We start from the raw sequence: 18171 nt of genomic DNA on the forward strand, positions 1-18171 counted from the left end.
CCACGATGGCAGGCTCTCGCTCCTCCAGCATGCGCGGCTCCCGGTCGCGCCGCGCGATGGCCGACATCAACGTCGTTCCGTACATCGACGTGATGCTCGTGCTGCTCGTGATCTTCATGGTGACCGCGCCGCTCGTCGCGCCGTCGATCGTCAATCTGCCGACCGTCGGTGGCGCCGCGCCGCAGCAGCAAACCCCGCCCGTGATCGTGAACATTCGCGCGGACGGCAACATGAGCGTCAAATACAAGGACGATTCCGGCGCGCAGCAGCAGGAAAACATGACGAAAGCCGACCTGCATGGTTTCATCGCCGACCGGGCACAATCGCATCCTGATCAGCCGGTCGTGATCGCCGCCGACAAAACCGTGAAGTACGAAATCGTGATGAACGTGATGTCCGAGCTGAAAGCCCTGGGCGTCAAGCGCGTTGGATTGCTCGTCAAATCGCAATGATCCGCAAGAATTCCGAATACCCGCTCCAGCCACCGCGTGAACGCGGCACCGGGCGAGCCTTTGTGTTCGCGCTGGTGATGCACGTGCTGCTCGGGTTCTTCCTGTATCACGGCATTCAGTGGCAAAACAGCACCCCCGAAGGCGAGGAAGCGGAGCTGTGGACCGAAGTGCCGGACACGGCGACTCCGCGCCCCGTTCCACCGCCGCCCGTGCCGACCGCCCCGCCTGCCCCGCCGTTGCGTGACGAGCAGGCCGACATTGCGTTGCAGGAAAAGAAGCGCCAGCAACAGGAAGCCGCTCGCGAGGCGCAGCTGGCTGAACAGCAACGTCAGCAGAAGCTGCAGGCGCAGCAGGAAGCCGAGGCGAAGCGTCAGCAGCAACTGGCCGCCGATCAGGCTGCGCAGAAAACCGCGGCGGCCAAGCAAAAACAACTGCAGCAACAACAACAGCAGCAGGCCGACAAGCTGAAGCAGCAGCAATTGGCCGAACAGCAAAAGCAGCAGCAGCTGAAAGAACAGCAGCAGGAACAGCAGAAGCAAGCCGAGGCTGAAGCGCAGAAGAAGGCCGATGCGCAGAAAGCAGCGAAGGCCAAGGCCCAGGCAGAGGCCGCGGCGCAAACGAAGAAGCTGGACACGGAACGTCGTGAGCGTCTCGCGCAGATGCAGGGCGCGGTCGGCGGCACCAGTTCGTCCAGCAACGGGCTGGGCAAGAGTGGCACGGGCAGCGGCTCGGGCGGCACGGCGGCCTCGCCGGGTTACGCGGACAAGGTGCGTCGAGCGGTGCTCCCGAACGTCTCGTGGGGTGGCGAAAAGGAAGGTCTGGAAACCGTGGTCTCGGTGCGTTGTTCGCCGACCGGCACCTTGCTGAACGCGACAGTCTCCCGCAGCAGCGGCAATGCCGCGTGGGACGCCGCCGCATTGCGGGCGGTCCGTCGCACCGATCCGATGCCGCTGGACACCAATGGCAAGACGCCGGACAACTTCCTGATTACGCTGCGTCCGGCAAGTTGAGCAGCACCTTGAGAGTCCGTTGACAGCGGACGCGGCGTCCCGCCCGGCGGGGCGCGCCCGGGAACGAATTAATCGTTTCCCGGTCTGTCTGCTGTCGTGAAGTGTTAGTAAAACCGTTTTTGGGGAATCCATACAGCATGAGTTTGATGACCAAGCTAGGCCTGCGGACACTCGTAGCATCGTGCCTGATCGCCGTTGGCGGCACCGCCAACGCACAACTGAACGTCCTCGTGACGGGCGTCGGGTCCACCCAGTTTCCTATCGCCACGGCGAATTTCGCCAATGAGGCAAACTCGCCGCAGCAGGTCAGCACGATCGTGCGTCAGGATCTGCAACGCAGCGGCAAATTCACGAACATTGACGCGGGCTCCACGCCGGTGTCGGAGTCGGATTCCGTCGATCTCGGCGCCTGGAAGGCCAAGGGCGCCAATGCGTTCGTGTCGGGCAGCGTCAACCGCCTGCCGAACGGCCAGTACGAAGTGCGCTTCAAGCTGTACGACACCGTCAAGGGCGAAAGCCTCGGCGGCCTCGTGCTGGTAAGCCCGGAAAGCGGCTTGCGCATGAGCGCGCACAAGGTCGCGGACTACATCTACGCGAAGCTGATGGGCGGCCGCGGCGTGTTCGCCACCCGGCTGTCGTACGTCATCAAGACCGGTGGCCGTTACCAGTTGCAGGTCTCCGATTCGGACGGCCAGGACGCGCACATCGCGCTGTCGAGCCCCGAGCCGATCATCTCGCCGGCGTGGTCGCCTGACGGCACCAAGGTCGCCTACGTTTCGTTCGAAAAGAAGAAGCCGATCGTCTACATCCACGACCTGCCCACGGGCCGTCGCGTGGTCGTGTCGGATCAGAAGGGCAATAACAGTGCGCCGGCGTGGTCGCCGGATGGGCGCACGCTCGCCGTCGCGCTGTCGCGCACCGGCAACACGCAGATTTTCGCCGTCAACGCGGACGGCAGCGGCCTGCGGCGTCTCACGCAAGGCAGCTCGATCGACACCGAGCCGGCCTTCTCCCCTGACGGCCAGTCGATCTATTTCACCAGCGACCGGGGCGGCGCACCGCAAATCTATAAAATGCCGGCCCAGGGCGAAAGCTCAGGCGCCGCGCAACGCGTCACGTTCACGGGCAGCTACAACACCAGCCCGCGCGTGAGCCCGGACGGCAAGCAGCTCGCTTATATCTCGCGCGTCGGCGGCGGGTTCAAGCTGTATATCCAGGACCTGCAAGGCGGAACAGCCACGGGCCTGACGGACACGACACATGACGAATCGCCGAGCTTCGCGGCGAATGGTCAGTACATTCTTTACGCCACACAGGTGAACGGCCGTGGCGTGTTGGCCGCAGTATCGACCGACGGTCGCACTCGGCAGGTCCTGTCCGTTCAGGGTGGCAGCGTACGCGAGCCGTCCTGGGGCCCGTTTATGCAATAACGTTGATGCAATAACACAAGGAGAGTAACCAAATGATGTCCAAACTTCGTTTCGCATTTGCTGTACTGATGGTCGGCGCGCTGGCCGCATGTCACTCGGGCGTCAAGCTCGACGAAAACGCCAACAAGGGTGCAGTTTCGACGCAGCCGAACCCGAACGAGGTCGCCCAGGTCAACGTCGACGAACTGAACAATCCGAACAGCCCGCTCGCCAAGCGCAGCATCTACTTCGACTTCGACAGCTATTCGGTCAAGGACGACTACCAGTCGCTGCTGCAACAACACGCGCAATATCTGAAGAGCCATCCGCAACGTCACGTCCTGATCCAGGGCAACACCGACGAGCGCGGCACCAGCGAGTACAACCTGGCACTCGGCCAGAAGCGTGCTGAAGCTGTGCGCCGTTCGCTGTCGCTGATGGGCGTGACGGACTCGCAAATGGAAGCCGTGAGCCTCGGCAAGGAAAAGCCGCAAGCTACCGGTCATGACGAAGCGTCGTGGGCACAAAACCGCCGCGCCGACCTCGTGTATCAACAGTAAGTCAACGGGTTATGAGCCGAATGACGCATCGTTTCTCCTGGCTGCGGTTTGCCGCAGCGGCCTGCGTCGCAGGCACGGTCTTCGCGGCTGTGCCCGCGCATGCGGGCATCTTCGACGACGATCAGGCCCGCCAGGCCATTCTCGATCTGCGCTCGAAGACCGATAGTTTGTCGAGCCAGCTGTCGGCCGCACAGCGCACTATCCTCGATCAGTCCAACCGTCTCGACCAGTTGAACCAGCAGGTCGCGACGCTGCGTGGGCAGAACGAGGACATGGCGAATCAGCTCTCCACGCTGCAAAAGCAGCAGAAGGACTACTACACCGATCTGGACACGCGCCTGAAGAAATTCGAGCCACAGCAACAGACGGTGGACGGCGTCCAGGGCGAGGTGCAGCCGGGCGAAACCGATTCGTTCAATGCGGCTTCGCAGCAGTTCCGCAGCGGCGACTTCAAGAATGCGGCGGCGTCGTTCCGCAGCTTTATCTCCAAGTATCCGAACAGTCCTTATCAGCCGACCGCGCAGTACTGGCTCGGCAACGCGCTGTATGCGCTGCGCGATTACAAGGGCTCGACGGCGACCTGGCAAGGTGTAGTGAAGAACTACCCGCAGCATCCGCGCGCGCCTGAAGCGCTGCTGGCGATTGCGAACAATCAGATCGAGCAGGGTCAGAAGGCTGCGGCCAAAAAGACGCTTGAGCAGATCGTTTCGCAATACGCCGGGTCGGATGTCGCGCAGTCGGCTCAAAGCAAGCTGTCGCAAATCAAGTAGTCGGATCTGTTTGAGTCGTTGGCAGTAACGCGCAGTGTCCGAGGTCATAGCCACGCGCGCCTCTCGCTGAAAAGCCCGGGTAGTGATGCCCGGGCTTTTCATTATCTGAAGTGTCGATGGCTTGAATGGCCACAATGGGTTGACAGTCTCCTGGGCCATCGATATAATCTCGCTTCTCTTTTGGGTCGTTAGCTCAGCTGGTAGAGCAGCGGACTTTTAATCCGTTGGTCACAGGTTCGAATCCCGTACGGCCTACCAAAAGATTCAAGGGCTTGCACGCGTCAGCGTCGCAAGCCCTTTTTCTTTTTGCCGCGCACGGCGGAGCGGAGCCGCTGCAGCGACGCGCGCGATTTGACATCGTTTTGCACACCTTTGACACCCCGCCCGTTTCGGTTTTCGCACCTTTATTGTCAGCCGGTATCTAGCAGCGTTGCGCGATGAGTTACATTACTCGACTCCGAAGTCTCTGCGCATATATCTGGATCCATTATCAGGGGACATGAATGAGCGAATACTATGACGACCCGGCTGCTAAGTCCACACAGCAGCAGCGACGTGAAAAACTACTGGCAGGTGCAAATCTCAAGAATTTGGTCGGTGTCGAGATTGGCGCATTGTGTCGCCCAATCGTTCGGCGGGAAGACGGAGAGGTCATCTACGTTGACCACGCCGACACTCAATCCCTGAAACAGAAGTACGAGGGCGACCCACATGTCGACGTGGGGAAGATCGTTCGAGTCGATGCTGTTTGGGGGCAAAACACGCTCCAAGATGCAGTCCGGGGGCGCTACGTGGATTACGTTGTCGCATCGCACGTGATCGAACATGTACCCGATCTCATTACGTGGCTAAACGAGATCGCGTCGATTCTAAAGCCAACGGGGGAGGTCAGGCTGATCGTTCCTGACAAGCGATTCCTGTTCGACTGCCTGCGGCGCGAATCGAGCCTTGCGGATATTCTGCTGAGCTACGTCAACAAAGCTCGAGTGCCACAACCCCATTCGATGCTGGATTTTGCGTTGGGCGCTGTCAAGGCCGAACGGATGCAAATATGGCGCGATACCGTACCTGCCATCCCCGAGCGCCATTACACCGTCGAGGGGGCGATCAGTCTGGCTCGCGACATACTTGCAAACGGCAATTACCACGACATCCATTGCTGGGTTTTCACCCCACGCTCTTTCGCAAACCTGTTTGCCGAAATGGCGCGAGCCGGCCTTGTCGACTTCGCGTGCGAGCGCTTCGAAGACACCGAAGAAGAAGACTTTGAGTTCTACGTTACGCTCCGCCGCTCAAGGGACCGAGATTATATAGTGCAGAGTTGGGAGCGAATGGCCGACGCCGCTGTCACGATCGCGCCCGGAGAGCCATCGTGGCAGGCAAGGCGTCAAGCTGAACTCGACATAAAAAAAGAGAAGCGCGGCCATCTGTCACAGCGCCAGCCGGGTGAAAAGAGCACCCTTGATCCACTGGTTGCGATCGGACTTCCGTACGGATTCGACTCCGAAGAATACCTTCGCGCCAATGCGGACGTCGCGGCTGCCGGCGTGAATGCAGCGGATCACTATCTGCTGTTTGGATGGCACGAAGGAAGACCGATCCGGCCGAATCAGTCGTAGCAGATCAACATGGGATATCGGACCGCGCGCGCTTGCTCAGTTCAGGCGCCCGCCGTCCATAGGTAACAAGTCTGTTTCATAAGGGAAAAGCTGTGTCGCAAGTTAGGAAGCCGACATGCCAGCAAGCGCTGCCGCCCGCCTTGCCTCGTTGACTAGAAAGGCAAGTTCTGCCGAGAACACGTGGGCACTCCGATTCTCTGTTTTGCCCTCTGCCCGCATGCCTGCCATTGCGCATTGCAACGTATTGGTTAGCAAAAAAAATTTCTGATCATACGGTCATGAACCGCCTGATTGCTTCCGGACTGAGTTGCAAAGTGCAAGAGGTCGCACATCCACGTAGGTCTCCATAGTTATTTGATGTCGACCAGCGTGCGAAACCGCACACATGGACCGCGAGCCACCATGATTGCCAGGAACCCTGCTTGCCGCGCCGTTATCGACCAAACCCGTCATCTGCCAAACGCCCGTTTGCAAGCCACTCGGCCGTCTCTCCTCACATCACAACGTCAAATCCCACCCGGCCGCGCAAAAGAGTCTACGGCTTGCACGCGTCAACCTCGCACGCCTTTTTCCGTTTGCTTCACGCTTCGGCGCCCCCTTCGTTCATTCCCCAAAACAGTTCGACACCCCACAGACCACCCGCGCGTCGCCCAGGCATGATCTTTTCACAGCGCCAATAGAGCGCTCCAGACAAGACCACGAGACAGGGCGGCCAGGAACTACGATCACGCTGCCCATCCGCCTAGGGGGGCCCATGAAAACGACGACAAAAGTCATCTGGGTAGTGGGTATCGCAATCTCGACCGAGACGTTGCACGCTCAGGAAATATTCGTGCAGGGCGGCACACCTGGAATCGGCGTCGGCGCGGCAATGAACTTCAATTCAAGGGAGCCGTGCTGACCTCATCGACGCAACTGCGTCGAGCCGAAGCTTCACCCCGGTTCCTGTCGAACGATCGATTGAAACTCGCCCCAATCAACTGCGTTCTACTGCATTCCTCACAATCCAATCGACACATTCCCACAACACCAACCACCGCAACGCACAGAACAATCAAGCTCTTCTGACACCTGCTCCGCCCACACTGACGACACTCTACCGACTCCAAACCCGGTCATTTATCGAGATACAAAGTTATGCAATGATCGCCGCCGATCCAGCACAACACGCTGGAGCCTCGCGTCAACAGACGCGTTGGCAACATCGCGGCGCCCTGCGCATTCATTGGATCGATATGGCCAATTTTCTGTTCGATCTCGTCTCGAACTTTGCTTTACTCGCGATCGTGTTGATCGCGTGTGGTCTGTACAACCGGTTCACGCCCGGCCCGGCAATCAATGGCGTGCATGTATTCGCCGCGCTGGCCCTGGCCGCGTTTGTGTTCGATGCGGCGCTGACTTTCCTCGTGTTCGCCGATGCGCAGAACCGCTACGGCAAGTTCAGCACACCGGCAGCATTTTTCTCACGCGCCACCGCATATATGCTCGCCATCGTTGCCGCTTTCGCGTGGCATCACGTAGCACGCCGCAAGCGCTCCGCGAAGATCCGCGCTGACGAGGCGCTCGTCATCCGCACCTCGCCCTATTCGGAATCGCATCTGCGCATGTAACCCAACGCGCATCAGCACGACTCGTGACCGGCCACCAGGCCGCGACACGAACTTGCGTCAGCGGCGTCGCCGAACAGGCCACCGCACCTCCGGCGCAGCAAGCTGCCATCTCTTTAAAAGCGGCCGCCAAACCGCCCGCTCTTTCCCGCCAGGCTTCCCGTCCAGGCAGCGGGAACGGTCCTTGCACATGCGCGCGACGTCACCTATAACTCCCGAAGACCGAGTGTGGCCCCGAGTGTTACCGTTTGCGCCTGTCGCCGGGCATTTTGCCACTGTATTGCACCACCATCGTTCAATCAGTCGAAGGCAACTTATCCAACGAGGAACATCTTGGATCTCGATACCGTACACACGTTCATCATGACCCGAGGCATCGACCTCGGCACCAAGGTCCTCGGAGCGATCGTCTTATGGATCGTCGGCCGCTGGATCATCGGCCTGATCACCGGCTTGCTGCGCAAGTTGCTCGCGCGCAATGGCCGGGTCGATCCCACACTGGCTCATTATCTCGGCTCGATTCTCGGCGCCTTGCTGAATCTGCTGCTGATCCTCGCGATCCTGCAGGTGTTCGGTGTCCAGACGACTTCGTTCGCCGCGCTGCTCGCCGGTCTCGGCCTCGCGATCGGCACGGCTTGGGGCGGTCTGCTCGCCCACTTCGCGGCCGGCGTCTTCATGCAGGTGCTGCGGCCGTTCAAGGTCGGCGACTTTGTCACCGCGGGGGGCGTCACCGGCACGGTCTCGGAGCTGGGCCTGTTCGGCACCACCATCGTCACGCCGGACAATGTGACAACCATCATCGGCAACAACAAGATCTTCTCCGACACGATCTCGAACTTCAGCGTGTTGCCGGTGCGGCGCGTCGAGCTGACCGCGAAGATCGCCAACGGCGTCGATCCGACGGATGCGATGAACCGGTTGAGGGCGGCCATCGTGCAGATTCCGAATGTGGCCGGGAGCCCCGCGCCCGACATCGAAGTGTTGAGCTTCACGCCGGAGGGACCATTGCTATGCGTGCGGCCCTACACGCCCAATGACCATTATTGGCAGGTCTATTTCGACACAAATCGCGCGATCGTGCAGACGTTCAAGGATGCGGGCTATCCGACGCCGGAAACACCGCTTGCGCCACGCGTAATCAACTGAACTGAGCGCAACTGGCGTCACGCTTAGCTGAAGGGAAGTTTGCGCTGCGTCGTCAGCGATCCAGCACCGCAAAACGAAAAAGGCGTCGCGAGATTCGCGACGCCTTTTGTTCGTATGCCTGCACGTACCCCTGCAATGGATGTGTCAGTGGTGGCCGGCCTTGGCCCCATCCTTGCGTAACATCTTCCACAGCGCGCCGAGCAGAACCGGCACCACGGCCGCGCCGATACCCACCAGCACGATCACATTCAGATACTGACGGATGAACGGAATGTTGCCGAAGAAGTAACCGAGCAGCACGAGCAGCAACACCCACAACAGCGCGCCAACGACGTTGAAAAATTGAAACCGGCTCACCGTCATCGACGAAGCACCCGCCACGAACGGCGCGAAGGTCCGCACTACCGGAATGAAACGCGCGAGCACGATGGTCTTGCCGCCGTGCTTTTCATAGAAATTGTGGGTCTTCTGCAGCGCGCTGCGGTCGAGGAAGCGCTCGAGGAAAGGGATGTGCGAATTGAACACCCGCGGCCCAATGGCCCGACCGATCAGGTAGTTGACCGTGTTGCCGGTGATCGCCGCAACCACCAGCAGGACGATCAGCAGACCCAGGTGCAGCTGACCCGTCGCACAGAAAGCGCCACCGATGAACAACAGCGAATCGCCCGGCAAAAACGGCAAAACGACCAGCCCGGTTTCGCTGAACACGATCAGGAACAGCACCGCGTAGACCCAGGCGCCGTACACATGAATGAAGTCTCCGAGGAACTTGTCGATATGCAAGACAAGGTTGACGAAATGTAGCAGCGTGTCCAAGGAGCGTCCTCTGTTAAGCGAATGTGAGCGTGGCGCAAACCGCGTTGCCGGCCTTGCCGGCAGGCCTGCGAACGATGGCGGCAAGCGCACGCTCGCCGCCGGAAATTGACCGCGTCATGATACAGAAAGTGCCCGGCTGCGATTAAATATCTGCCGACCTTCGCCGTGGCTGCGGGCCCGCGTGCCGAATCGCTATAATTTCGCCATGTCCGAATTCTCCGAAACGCCTGCCGGCTCCGCCGCGCCCGCAGTGTCCGCCGCCGCGCCCGCCCCGCGCCCGTTGCGCGCGATCCTGCCTCTTCCCGATCAGCTGATCAGCCAGATCGCCGCTGGCGAAGTGGTCGAGCGGCCGGCCTCGGTGGTCAAGGAGTTGCTGGAAAATGCGCTCGACGCGGGCGCGCAGACGCTGCGCATCCTGCTCGACGAAGGCGGCGTCAAACGCATCTCGATCACCGACGACGGCTGCGGCATCCCCGAAAACGAACTGGCGCTCGCGCTGATGCGCCATGCGACCAGCAAGATCCGCTCGCTCGCCGAACTGGAGGCGGTCGCGACGCTCGGGTTCCGCGGCGAGGCGCTGGCCTCGATCGCGTCGGTCGCGCAAATGACCATCACGAGCCGCACCGCCGATGCACCGCATGCCGTGCGCGTCGACGCGCAAACCGGCGTGCTGAGCCCAGCGGCCGGCACCCAGGGCACGACGATCGAAGTGCGCGAGCTGTACTTCAACACGCCCGCGCGCCGCAAATTCCTGAAAAGCGAACAGACCGAACTTGGCCATTGCCTCGAACAGATTCGTCGCGCGGCGCTGGCGCGGCCGGACGTCGCGATTTCGGTGCTGCATAACGGCAAGGCGGTCGAACACTGGAACGCGAGCGAACCGCCGGTGCGGGTCGCGAAGATTCTCGGCGAGACCTTCGCGACGGCCCATCTGCCGCTCGACGAATCCGCCGGACCGCTGGCCGTCTATGGTTGCGCCGGTCTGCCGACCGCGAGCCGCGGGCGCGCCGATCAGCAGTACTTCTTCGTCAATGGCCGCTTCGTGCGCGACAAGCTGCTCACGCACGCGGTGCGCGCCGCTTATGAAGACGTGCTGCACGGCGACCGCTATCCGTCCTACGTGCTGTTCCTCGATCTGCCGCCGGAAGGCGTCGATGTGAACGTGCATCCGTCGAAGATCGAAGTGCGGTTTCGCGACTCGCGCTCGATTCACCAGTTCGTGTTTCACGCGGTGCAGCGCGCGCTGGCGCGGCATGCGGGCGCGTCGCCGGAAACGACCGCGGGTGGGCATGCGGCGCATCTAGAACCATCGGCAGGCGGGCCGGCTTCGTTCGGCGCGACGCCGCTGGGTGGCGCGGGCGTTGGCGGCAGCAGCTTCGGCTCAGGCGCGAGCTCGGGCATGGGCGTGAGCGGCGGCAACTTCGGCGCAAGCGGCCTTGGCGGCGGGGCAGACGGCGGCTTCGGCTCGTCGTCGCAACCCGGCAACACCTGGATGCGCAAGGCGCGCATGACGCAAGGCACGCTGCCGGTTGCGCAACCGCTGGCGTTTTACGACGCGCTGTTCGGCCGCAAAGACACCAACACCGCCACTGCGGAAGGCGCCACGCTGTTCGAAGCGCGCGACCCCGCTGCGGAAACGGCGTCGCCATATAACGCGTCAGCGCCCTACGCATCTCCCGCGTTCAACGCCGCCGACGAACAACCGCTCGGCTTCGCGCTCGGCCAGATTCACGGCATCTACGTGCTCGCGCAGAATGCCCACGGGCTGGTGATCGTGGACATGCACGCCGCGCACGAACGCATTCTGTACGAGCAGTTCAAGAACGCGCTGGCCGATCGCACGATCGCCGTGCAGCCGCTGCTGATCCCGCAGACGATGCAGGCCGATCCGATCGAAATCGGCACAGTGGAAGAAGAACGCGACACGCTCGACGCGCTCGGCTTCGACCTCGCTGTGCTGTCGCCGACCACGCTGGCGATCCGCGCCGTGCCCGCGCTGCTGAAAGACGCCGATCTGCAGGCGCTGGCGCGCGCGGTCCTCTCCGACCTGCACGCGTTCGGCGGCTCGCGCGTGTTGACCGAGCGTCAGCACGAACTGCTCGGCACGCTCGCGTGCCATCACGCGGTGCGCGCGAACCGGCGTCTGACGCTCGATGAAATGAACGCGCTGCTGCGGCAGATGGAGGCGACCGAGCGCGCCGATCAGTGCAATCACGGGCGGCCGACGTGGTATCAACTGACGCTGTCCGATCTCGATCGGCTGTTCATGCGCGGACAGTGACGGTGCGCTCGATGAAATTGCTTCGACGCGTGCCGGCTTGCTCATGACGTCACGCCCTACCCCCACGCCGATCCCTTGCCTGCTCGGCCCGACCGCATCCGGCAAGACCGCTGCCGCGCTGGCGCTGGCCGCGCGGCGGCCGGTGGAAATCATCAGCGTCGACTCGGCGCTGGTCTATCGCGAGATGGATATCGGCACCGCGAAGCCGACTGCGGAAGAACGCGCGGTGGCGCCGCATCACCTGATCGATATCGTCGATCCGAACGATGCTTATTCGGCCGCGCAATTTCGCGCCGACGCGTTGCGGCTGGCCGGCGAAATTCACGCACGCGGGCGGCTGCCGTTGCTGGTCGGCGGGACCATGCTGTACTACAAGGCGCTCACGCAAGGGCTCAATGACCTACCCGCCGCCGACGCCGACGTACGTGCAACGCTCGATGCGGACGCCGCGCGCGAAGGCTGGCCGGCCCTGCACGCGCGGCTTGCCGCGCTCGATCCCGTGACGGCCGCGCGCCTCGCGCCGAACGATTCGCAGCGGATTCAGCGCGCGCTCGAAGTTTTCCTGCTGACCGGGCAGGCGATGTCGGCGCTGCTGGCCGCCCCCGCGCAAGTCGACGACGCCGCTGCAGCGTGGCGCTTCGTGCCGATCGCGCTGGAGCCGTCCGAGCGCAGCGTGCTGCACGCGCGCATCGAGAAGCGCTTCGATGCGATGCTGGCCGGCGGTTTCGTCGATGAAGTGGTGAAGCTGCGCGAACGCGGTGACTTACTGCCCGAGATGCCGTCGATGCGATGCGTCGGCTATCGGCAAGTCTGGGAATATCTGGACGGCGCGGTCGATTATTCGACGATGCGGGACAAGGGGATCTTTGCAACCCGGCAGTTGTGCAAGCGGCAGCTCACGTGGCTGCGCAGCATGACCGAGCGGGTGGTGGTGGACTGCTGCGATCCGCACGCTACCGCACGGGTGCTCGATCAGATCGAGGCGTTGATCTGAAGCGTTGGTGTGAAGCGTTGAGGTGATGTGAAGCTTTGAGGCATCGAGCCCGCGCGGCACCTGCAATCTGCACGCCGCACGGGCCACGCGCCCTTAAACCACGACCGTCTGAGCTTCGCCGGCCGCGCTCTCGCGAATCGCGCCGATCTTCCAGACCTGCTCGCCAGCGGCGGACAACATACCGATCGCCGCATCCGCGTCGGCTGCGGCAACCACCACCGCCATGCCGATCCCGCAGTTGAACACGCGATGCATTTCCGCATCCGCGACGCCGCCGTGCTTTTGCAGCCACGCGAACAGCGGCGGCAGCGGCCATGCGCGATGATCCAGCTCGGCCGTCAGCCCTTCACGCAACACGCGCGGAATATTTTCGACCAGCCCGCCGCCCGTGATGTGCGCCATGCCCTTGACCGTGATCTGCTGCATCAGGGCCAGCAACGGCTTCACGTAAATGTGCGTGGGCGCCATCAGCGCGTCGGCCAGCGTTCGGCCGTCGAAGTCCGCATTCAGATCGGGCTGCGCGCGCTCGATGATCTTGCGCACCAGCGAAAAGCCGTTCGAATGAATGCCGCTCGATGCCAGACCCAGCACCACGTCGCCCGGGGCGATCGTGCTGCCGTCGATGATCTTGCTCTTTTCCACCGCGCCGACCGCGAAACCGGCCAGGTCATACTCGCCGTCCGGATACATGCCCGGCATTTCCGCCGTTTCGCCACCGATCAGCGCGCAACCCGACAGTTCGCAACCATGCGCGATGCCCTTCACGACCGTGGCCGCCGTACCGACGTCCAGCTTGCCGCACGCGAAGTAGTCGAGGAAGAACAGCGGCTCGGCGCCCTGCACGAGAATGTCGTTCACGCTCATCGCCACCAGATCCTGGCCGACAGTGTCGTGCCTGTTCAGTTGAAACGCGAGACGCAGCTTGGTGCCGACGCCGTCGGTGCCGGACACGAGCACCGGCTCCTTGTACTTCTTCGGCACTTCGAACAGCGCGCCGAACCCGCCGATGCCACCCAGCACGCCGTCTCGCATCGTCTTTTTGGCAAAGGGCTTGATCGCGTCGACGAGGGCGTCGCCCGCGTCGATGTCCACGCCGGCGTCGCGATACGACAAACCTTGGGCGTCAGGGGCGGATTTGGGTTGATTCATGGGGAAGAGCGAGAAGGTCGGTAAAATGCGATTTTACCCGATGCCGGCCGACTGGCTGGAATTTGATCATCCGGTTCCGACGACACCTGGGAAACAACTTTGCAACAAAACTCCTCGAATCTGACGCCTGTTCAGCGCCGCGCCCTTATCTGGATCGTGATCGCGCTGGGCGTCGGCATCCTGCTCTGGTTACTCAGTCCGGTCCTCACGCCGTTTCTGCTCGGCGCGATTCTCGCGTACATTCTGCAACCGGGCGTCGCGTGGATGGTGCGCCGGCGCGTGCCGCGCGCGCTGGCCGCATTGCTGATGATGCTGTTCTTCACGCTGCTGATGACCTTGCTCGTGCTGCTGGTGCTCGCGGCGGTCCAGAAGGAAGGGCCGCAACTGCGGCAGCAGGTGCCGCAGATGTTCGCGCATGCGAGCGCGTGGCTGCAACCCAAGCTGGCTATGCTGGGCCTTGCTGACTCGCTCGACTTCGCCAGCATCCGCGACCTCGTGATGGGGCAGCTGGAAGGCAGCGCGCAAACCGTCGCGCGGTACGCATGGACCTCGATTCGCACCAGCGGCAACCTGATGATGACGGTGATCGGCAACCTCGTGCTGGTGCCGCTCGTGCTGTTCTATCTGCTGTTCGACTGGAACCGCATGCTGGCACGCCTGCAGATCGTGGTGCCGCGCCGCTGGCTCGACAAGACGTTGCAACTGGCGCGCGACATGGACAAGATGCTGTCGCAATACCTGCGTGGCCAGTTGCTGGTGATGGCGGTGCTGGCGGCGTACTACTCGATTGCGCTGAGCATCGCCGGCTTCGAGATTGCGTTGCCGGTCGGTATTTTTACGGGCATCGCGGTGTTCATCCCGTACATCGGCTTTGCAACCGGCCTGGTGCTCGCGCTGCTCGCGGCGCTGCTACAGTTCGGCAACTGGTACGGCTTCGGCGCGGTCGCGCTGATTTACGGCTTCGCGCAGATCGTCGAGAGCTTCTATCTGACGCCGCGCCTCGTCGGCGAACGCATCGGCCTGCACCCGCTCGCGGTAATCTTCGCCTTGCTCGCATTCGGCCAGCTGTTCGGCTTTTTCGGCGTGTTGCTCGCGTTGCCGGTCAGCGCGATCCTGTCGGTAGCGATCCGCGAGTTGCGGCAAAGCTATCTGACGAGCACGCTTTACAACAATTGACCGCTTACTGACGTATTAAGGCCCGAGGTCCGGGCCACTGCGGCCTTAGCCTCATTTTCGGCATTAACCTACTGTGCTTCGTCAACTGACGCTCGATCTCGGCACCCCGCCGCCATCGACATTCGACAATTTCTTCGCCGGCGCGAACGCGGAACTGGTCACGCGGCTGCGTGAGCTCGACAACGCGCTCGCCGCCGGGCCGGTCGCCGATCGCACCTTCTACATCTGGGGCGAGTCCGGCAGCGGCCGCACGCATCTGTTGCAGGCGCTCGTGCACGAAGCGCCGCCGGGGCATGCGCGCTTCGCCGGTCCGCAGGGCAGCCTCGCCGCGTTCAGCTTCGACCCGCGCGTCGCGCTATACGCGATCGACGATTGCGACGCGCTGTCGGCCGCGCAGCAGATCGCCGTGTTCAACCTGTTCAACGAAGTGCGCGCGCATCCCACCAGCGCGCTGGTCGCCGCGGGCAACGCGCCGCCGATCGGCATGACGGTGCGCGAGGATTTGCGCACCCGCCTCGGCTGGGGCCTCGTGTTCCATCTCGCGCCGCTGCCGGACGAAGGCAAGGCGGCGGTGCTGAAGCTCGCGGCGCGCGAGCGCGGCATCATGCTCGCCGACGACGTGCCCGCCTACCTGCTCACGCACTTTCGCCGCGACATGCCGAGCCTGATGGCGCTGCTCGACGCGCTCGACCGCTTCTCGCTCGAGCAGAAACGCGCGGTCACGCTGCCGCTGTTGCGCACCATGCTGGCGTCGCCCGACGCCGACGAACGGCGCGCCGCGCCCGGCTCATCGGGCTCACAGGCTGGTTCACAAGCGGGCTCCCCGCCGGTTCGCACGCCGCTTCACCCGCTTCAAGTAAAATAGGCCCCCATGACTAACCTCGCACTCTTCGATCTCGACCACACGCTCATTCCCACCGACAGCGACCACGAATGGGGCCGCTTCATGGTGAAACAAGGCATGGTCGACGCCGAAAATTTCGCCCGCGAAAACGACCGCTTTTTCGCCGACTACAAAGCCGGCAAGCTCGACATTCACGCCTATCTGATCGCCATGCTCACGCCGCTCGCGAAGTACACGCGCGCGCAACTCGCCGAGCTTCACGCGCAGTACATGCACGAAGTCATCACGCCGGCGATCTTCCCGGTCGCGCTGGAGCTGGTGAAGCAGCACCGCGAAGCCGGCGACCTCTGCTGCGTGGTCACCGCCACCAACGAATTCATCACGCGCCCGATCGCGCAAGCCTTTGGCGTCGATGCGCTGATCGCCTGCGAAGTGGAAACCGTCGACGGCGATCCGCACGGCGCCTACACCGGCCGCCCGACCGGCACGCCGAGCTACAAGGAAGGCAAGATCGTCCGCACCGAAGCGTGGCTCGCCTCGCTCGGCAAGACCTGGGCCGACTTCGAGCACAGCTATTTCTATAGCGATTCGCACAACGACATTCCGCTGCTCGAAAAAGTCACCGATCCCATCGCGACCAATCCGGACGACACATTGCGCGCCCATGCGCAAGCCAAAGGCTGGCGCATCCTCGAACTCTTTCAACCCTCGTGATCAAAAAACTTATCCGCAAGCTATTCGGCCAGGACGCGGCGCCCGCTGACGACACGCTGCCCGCCGAAGCCGAAGCAGACGTAACCGGCCGCGCACCCGCGCGCGCGAAGTCCGCCGCGGCGGGCGCCAGCAAGGCGCGCCGCAAACCCGCCGGCGCCGGCGCGGCCGCCAGGACCGTGCGCGACCCGGACGTGCCGGTCATCATCCCGCACGACGTGCACGGCATCGATCCCACCTTGATCTCGAGGAACGCGATTCGCGTGACCGAAGGTCTGCAGCAGGCAGGCCACCGTGCGTTTATCGTCGGCGGTGCGGTGCGTGACCTGCTGCTCGGCGTCAAACCGAAAGACTTCGACGTCGCTACCGACGCCACCCCTGAACAGGTGCAGAAGCTGTTCCGCCGCGCGCGCATCATCGGCCGGCGGTTTCAGATCGTGCACGTGCAGTTCGGCCAGGAAATCATCGAAACCTCGACGTTCCGTGCGCTGGTCGATCCGCCCGCGGCGGACGCGGCGGACGCGGCGCCGCCGCGGCGCCTCAAGCGCGACGAGCTCGACCGCCGCACCCACGCGGTGGACGCGAGCGGCCGCGTGCTGCGCGACAACGTGTGGGGCGAGCAGCACGAGGACGCCACGCGCCGCGACTTCACGATCAACGCGATGTACTACGATCCGGCCACGGAAACCGTGCTGGACTATCACAACGGCATGGCCGACATGCGCGCGCGTCTGCTGCGCATGATCGGCGACCCGGCCACGCGGTATCGCGAAGATCCGGTGCGCATGCTGCGGGTGGTGCGTTTCGCCGCGAAGCTCGAGTTCGAAATCGAAGACAGCACGCGCGCGCCGATCGGCAAGATGGCCGATCTGATCAACAACGTGCCCGCCGCGCGTCTGTTCGACGAGATGCTCAAGCTGATGCTGTCGGGTCACGCGCTCGCCTGCCTGAAGCGCTTGCGCCAGGAAGGCCTGCATCACGGCCTGCTGCCGCTGCTCGACGTGGTGCTGGAGCAGCCGATCGGCGAAAAATTCATCACACTGGCGCTGACCAACACGGATAAGCGCGTGCTCGCCGGCAAACCGGTGTCGCCGGGCTTCCTGTTCGCCACGCTGCTGTGGCACGACGTGCAACAGCGCTGGCAGAAATTTGAAGCGGACGGCGAATATCCGGTACCCGCCCTGCATCGCGCGATGGACGAAGTCCTCGACATGCAAACAGGGAAACTCGCGATCCACAAGCGCTTCTCGTCGGATATGCGCGAAATCTGGGGCCTGCAGTTGCGTCTCGAAAAACGCTCGGGAAGAAGTGCGCTGAAGCTGCTGGAACACCAAAGATTTAGAGCGGGGTATGATTTCCTCCTGTTGCGCTGCGAATCGGGCGAACTCGATGAGTCGGCCGGTGCGTGGTGGACGGAGTTCATTGAAGGAGACGTCGCCGCGCGCGAGGCATTGCTCACGCAAGGCGGGAAGGACCGGAGTCCCAGAAAACGACGGCGGCGCAGCAGTGGCGCCAGAAACCGCAAACCGGGCGACGGAATGGAGGGCGGCACGCCAGCCGAACGCACAGACAACGACGCGGGCCACGACGGCTCGCACGACGACTGACACAGCGTTCGCTGGAGCCG

The 18171-nt window shown here is 62.9% G+C and carries 17 protein-coding genes and 1 tRNA gene; 16 read left to right on the forward strand and 2 right to left on the reverse strand.

Translation table 11 applies throughout. From position 1 onward, the window contains the following. The first annotated feature begins 5 nt into the window (after positions 1 to 5). The 10 genes from tolR to HV744_RS06040 all read left to right on the forward strand — a co-directional run bounded on the left by tolR (position 6) and on the right by HV744_RS06040 (position 8573). The gene (tolR, locus tag HV744_RS05995) at positions 6 to 452 is read left to right on the forward strand and encodes a protein TolR (RefSeq protein ID WP_175148615.1); all 447 of its coding nucleotides are present in this window, start codon (positions 6 to 8) and stop codon (positions 450 to 452) included. After that, positions 449 to 1462: a cell envelope integrity protein TolA gene (tolA, locus tag HV744_RS06000; RefSeq protein ID WP_175148616.1), complete on the forward strand. Its 1014-nt coding sequence runs from the start codon at positions 449 to 451 to the stop codon at positions 1460 to 1462. Before tolR ends, tolA begins: the two co-directional genes overlap by 4 nt. Positions 1463 to 1599: 137 nt before the next feature. Then, a complete protein-coding gene (gene tolB, locus HV744_RS06005) occupies positions 1600 to 2892 on the forward strand; it encodes a Tol-Pal system beta propeller repeat protein TolB (protein ID WP_175148617.1) in 1293 nt (430 codons plus the stop codon). A gap of 32 nt (positions 2893 to 2924) precedes the next feature. Next, on the forward strand, positions 2925 to 3431 hold the full coding sequence (gene pal, locus HV744_RS06010) for a peptidoglycan-associated lipoprotein Pal (protein WP_175148618.1): 507 nt from the start codon (positions 2925 to 2927) through the stop codon (positions 3429 to 3431). A 20-nt stretch (positions 3432 to 3451) separates the two neighbouring features. After that, entirely contained in the window at positions 3452 to 4201 is a 750-nt protein-coding gene (ybgF, locus tag HV744_RS06015) for a tol-pal system protein YbgF (protein WP_175148619.1), read from the forward strand. A 182-nt stretch (positions 4202 to 4383) separates the two neighbouring features. Further along, positions 4384 to 4459, forward strand: a tRNA-Lys gene (locus HV744_RS06020). A gap of 245 nt (positions 4460 to 4704) precedes the next feature. Beyond that, on the forward strand, positions 4705 to 5820 hold the full coding sequence (locus tag HV744_RS06025) for a methyltransferase domain-containing protein (RefSeq protein WP_175148620.1): 1116 nt from the start codon (positions 4705 to 4707) through the stop codon (positions 5818 to 5820). A 754-nt stretch (positions 5821 to 6574) separates the two neighbouring features. Continuing rightward, positions 6575 to 6721: a hypothetical protein gene (locus HV744_RS06030; protein WP_175148621.1), complete on the forward strand. Its 147-nt coding sequence runs from the start codon at positions 6575 to 6577 to the stop codon at positions 6719 to 6721. Between the two features lie 334 nt (positions 6722 to 7055). Further along, positions 7056 to 7430, forward strand: a complete 375-nt coding sequence (locus HV744_RS06035) for a hypothetical protein (protein WP_175148622.1) — start codon at positions 7056 to 7058, stop codon at positions 7428 to 7430. A 330-nt stretch (positions 7431 to 7760) separates the two neighbouring features. Next, complete coding sequence (locus tag HV744_RS06040) at positions 7761 to 8573, forward strand: mechanosensitive ion channel family protein (protein ID WP_175148623.1); 813 nt, start codon at positions 7761 to 7763, stop codon at positions 8571 to 8573. A 144-nt stretch (positions 8574 to 8717) separates the two neighbouring features. Here the strand turns inward: HV744_RS06040 and HV744_RS06045 are convergent, their stop codons facing one another. Next, the gene (locus HV744_RS06045) at positions 8718 to 9389 is read right to left on the reverse strand and encodes a VTT domain-containing protein (RefSeq protein WP_175148624.1); all 672 of its coding nucleotides are present in this window, start codon (positions 9387 to 9389) and stop codon (positions 8718 to 8720) included. A 205-nt stretch (positions 9390 to 9594) separates the two neighbouring features. Between HV744_RS06045 and mutL the strand changes: the two genes are divergently transcribed. Both mutL and miaA read left to right on the forward strand, forming a co-directional pair. Beyond that, complete coding sequence (gene mutL, locus HV744_RS06050; protein ID WP_175148625.1) at positions 9595 to 11670, forward strand: DNA mismatch repair endonuclease MutL; 2076 nt, start codon at positions 9595 to 9597, stop codon at positions 11668 to 11670. Between the two features lie 43 nt (positions 11671 to 11713). Next, positions 11714 to 12664, forward strand: a complete 951-nt coding sequence (gene miaA, locus HV744_RS06055; protein WP_175148626.1) for a tRNA (adenosine(37)-N6)-dimethylallyltransferase MiaA — start codon at positions 11714 to 11716, stop codon at positions 12662 to 12664. Between the two features lie 93 nt (positions 12665 to 12757). Here the strand turns inward: miaA and purM are convergent, their stop codons facing one another. After that, entirely contained in the window at positions 12758 to 13813 is a 1056-nt protein-coding gene (purM, locus tag HV744_RS06060) for a phosphoribosylformylglycinamidine cyclo-ligase (RefSeq protein ID WP_175148627.1), read from the reverse strand. A 99-nt stretch (positions 13814 to 13912) separates the two neighbouring features. Between purM and HV744_RS06065 the strand changes: the two genes are divergently transcribed. From HV744_RS06065 to pcnB, 4 genes are all read left to right on the forward strand, one after another. Continuing rightward, positions 13913 to 14989 carry an AI-2E family transporter gene (locus HV744_RS06065; protein WP_175148628.1) on the forward strand — a complete coding sequence of 359 codons (1077 nt, stop codon included), beginning with the start codon at positions 13913 to 13915 and terminating at the stop codon, positions 14987 to 14989. A gap of 73 nt (positions 14990 to 15062) precedes the next feature. Beyond that, complete coding sequence (gene hda, locus HV744_RS06070) at positions 15063 to 15854, forward strand: DnaA regulatory inactivator Hda (protein ID WP_246278958.1); 792 nt, start codon at positions 15063 to 15065, stop codon at positions 15852 to 15854. Between the two features lie 6 nt (positions 15855 to 15860). After that, positions 15861 to 16547, forward strand: a complete 687-nt coding sequence (locus tag HV744_RS06075; protein ID WP_175148629.1) for a histidinol-phosphatase — start codon at positions 15861 to 15863, stop codon at positions 16545 to 16547. Then, a complete protein-coding gene (pcnB, locus tag HV744_RS06080) occupies positions 16544 to 18151 on the forward strand; it encodes a polynucleotide adenylyltransferase PcnB (RefSeq protein WP_175148630.1) in 1608 nt (535 codons plus the stop codon). Before HV744_RS06075 ends, pcnB begins: the two co-directional genes overlap by 4 nt. Positions 18152 to 18171: the final 20 nt, after the last annotated feature.

Origin of the sequence: Paraburkholderia ultramafica, assembly GCF_902859915.1 — a bacterium.
In the GTDB taxonomy this organism is placed as follows: domain Bacteria; phylum Pseudomonadota; class Gammaproteobacteria; order Burkholderiales; family Burkholderiaceae; genus Paraburkholderia; species Paraburkholderia ultramafica.

Excerpts from the sequence above, each read along its gene's own strand:
- HV744_RS06035 (WP_175148622.1), top strand. The coding sequence starts at position 7,056 with ATGGCCAATTTTCTGTTCGATCTCGTCTCGAACTTTGCTTTACTCGCG.
- pal (WP_175148618.1), top strand. The coding sequence starts at position 2,925 with ATGATGTCCAAACTTCGTTTCGCATTTGCTGTACTGATGGTCGGCGCG.
- purM (WP_175148627.1), bottom strand. The coding sequence starts at position 13,813 with ATGAATCAACCCAAATCCGCCCCTGACGCCCAAGGTTTGTCGTATCGC.
- miaA (WP_175148626.1), top strand. The coding sequence starts at position 11,714 with ATGACGTCACGCCCTACCCCCACGCCGATCCCTTGCCTGCTCGGCCCG.
- tolA (WP_175148616.1), top strand. The coding sequence starts at position 449 with ATGATCCGCAAGAATTCCGAATACCCGCTCCAGCCACCGCGTGAACGC.
- tolB (WP_175148617.1), top strand. The coding sequence starts at position 1,600 with ATGAGTTTGATGACCAAGCTAGGCCTGCGGACACTCGTAGCATCGTGC.
- tolR (WP_175148615.1), top strand. The coding sequence starts at position 6 with ATGGCAGGCTCTCGCTCCTCCAGCATGCGCGGCTCCCGGTCGCGCCGC.
- HV744_RS06030 (WP_175148621.1), top strand. The coding sequence starts at position 6,575 with ATGAAAACGACGACAAAAGTCATCTGGGTAGTGGGTATCGCAATCTCG.
- mutL (WP_175148625.1), top strand. The coding sequence starts at position 9,595 with ATGTCCGAATTCTCCGAAACGCCTGCCGGCTCCGCCGCGCCCGCAGTG.
- HV744_RS06075 (WP_175148629.1), top strand. The coding sequence starts at position 15,861 with ATGACTAACCTCGCACTCTTCGATCTCGACCACACGCTCATTCCCACC.
- ybgF (WP_175148619.1), top strand. The coding sequence starts at position 3,452 with ATGACGCATCGTTTCTCCTGGCTGCGGTTTGCCGCAGCGGCCTGCGTC.
- HV744_RS06025 (WP_175148620.1), top strand. The coding sequence starts at position 4,705 with ATGAGCGAATACTATGACGACCCGGCTGCTAAGTCCACACAGCAGCAG.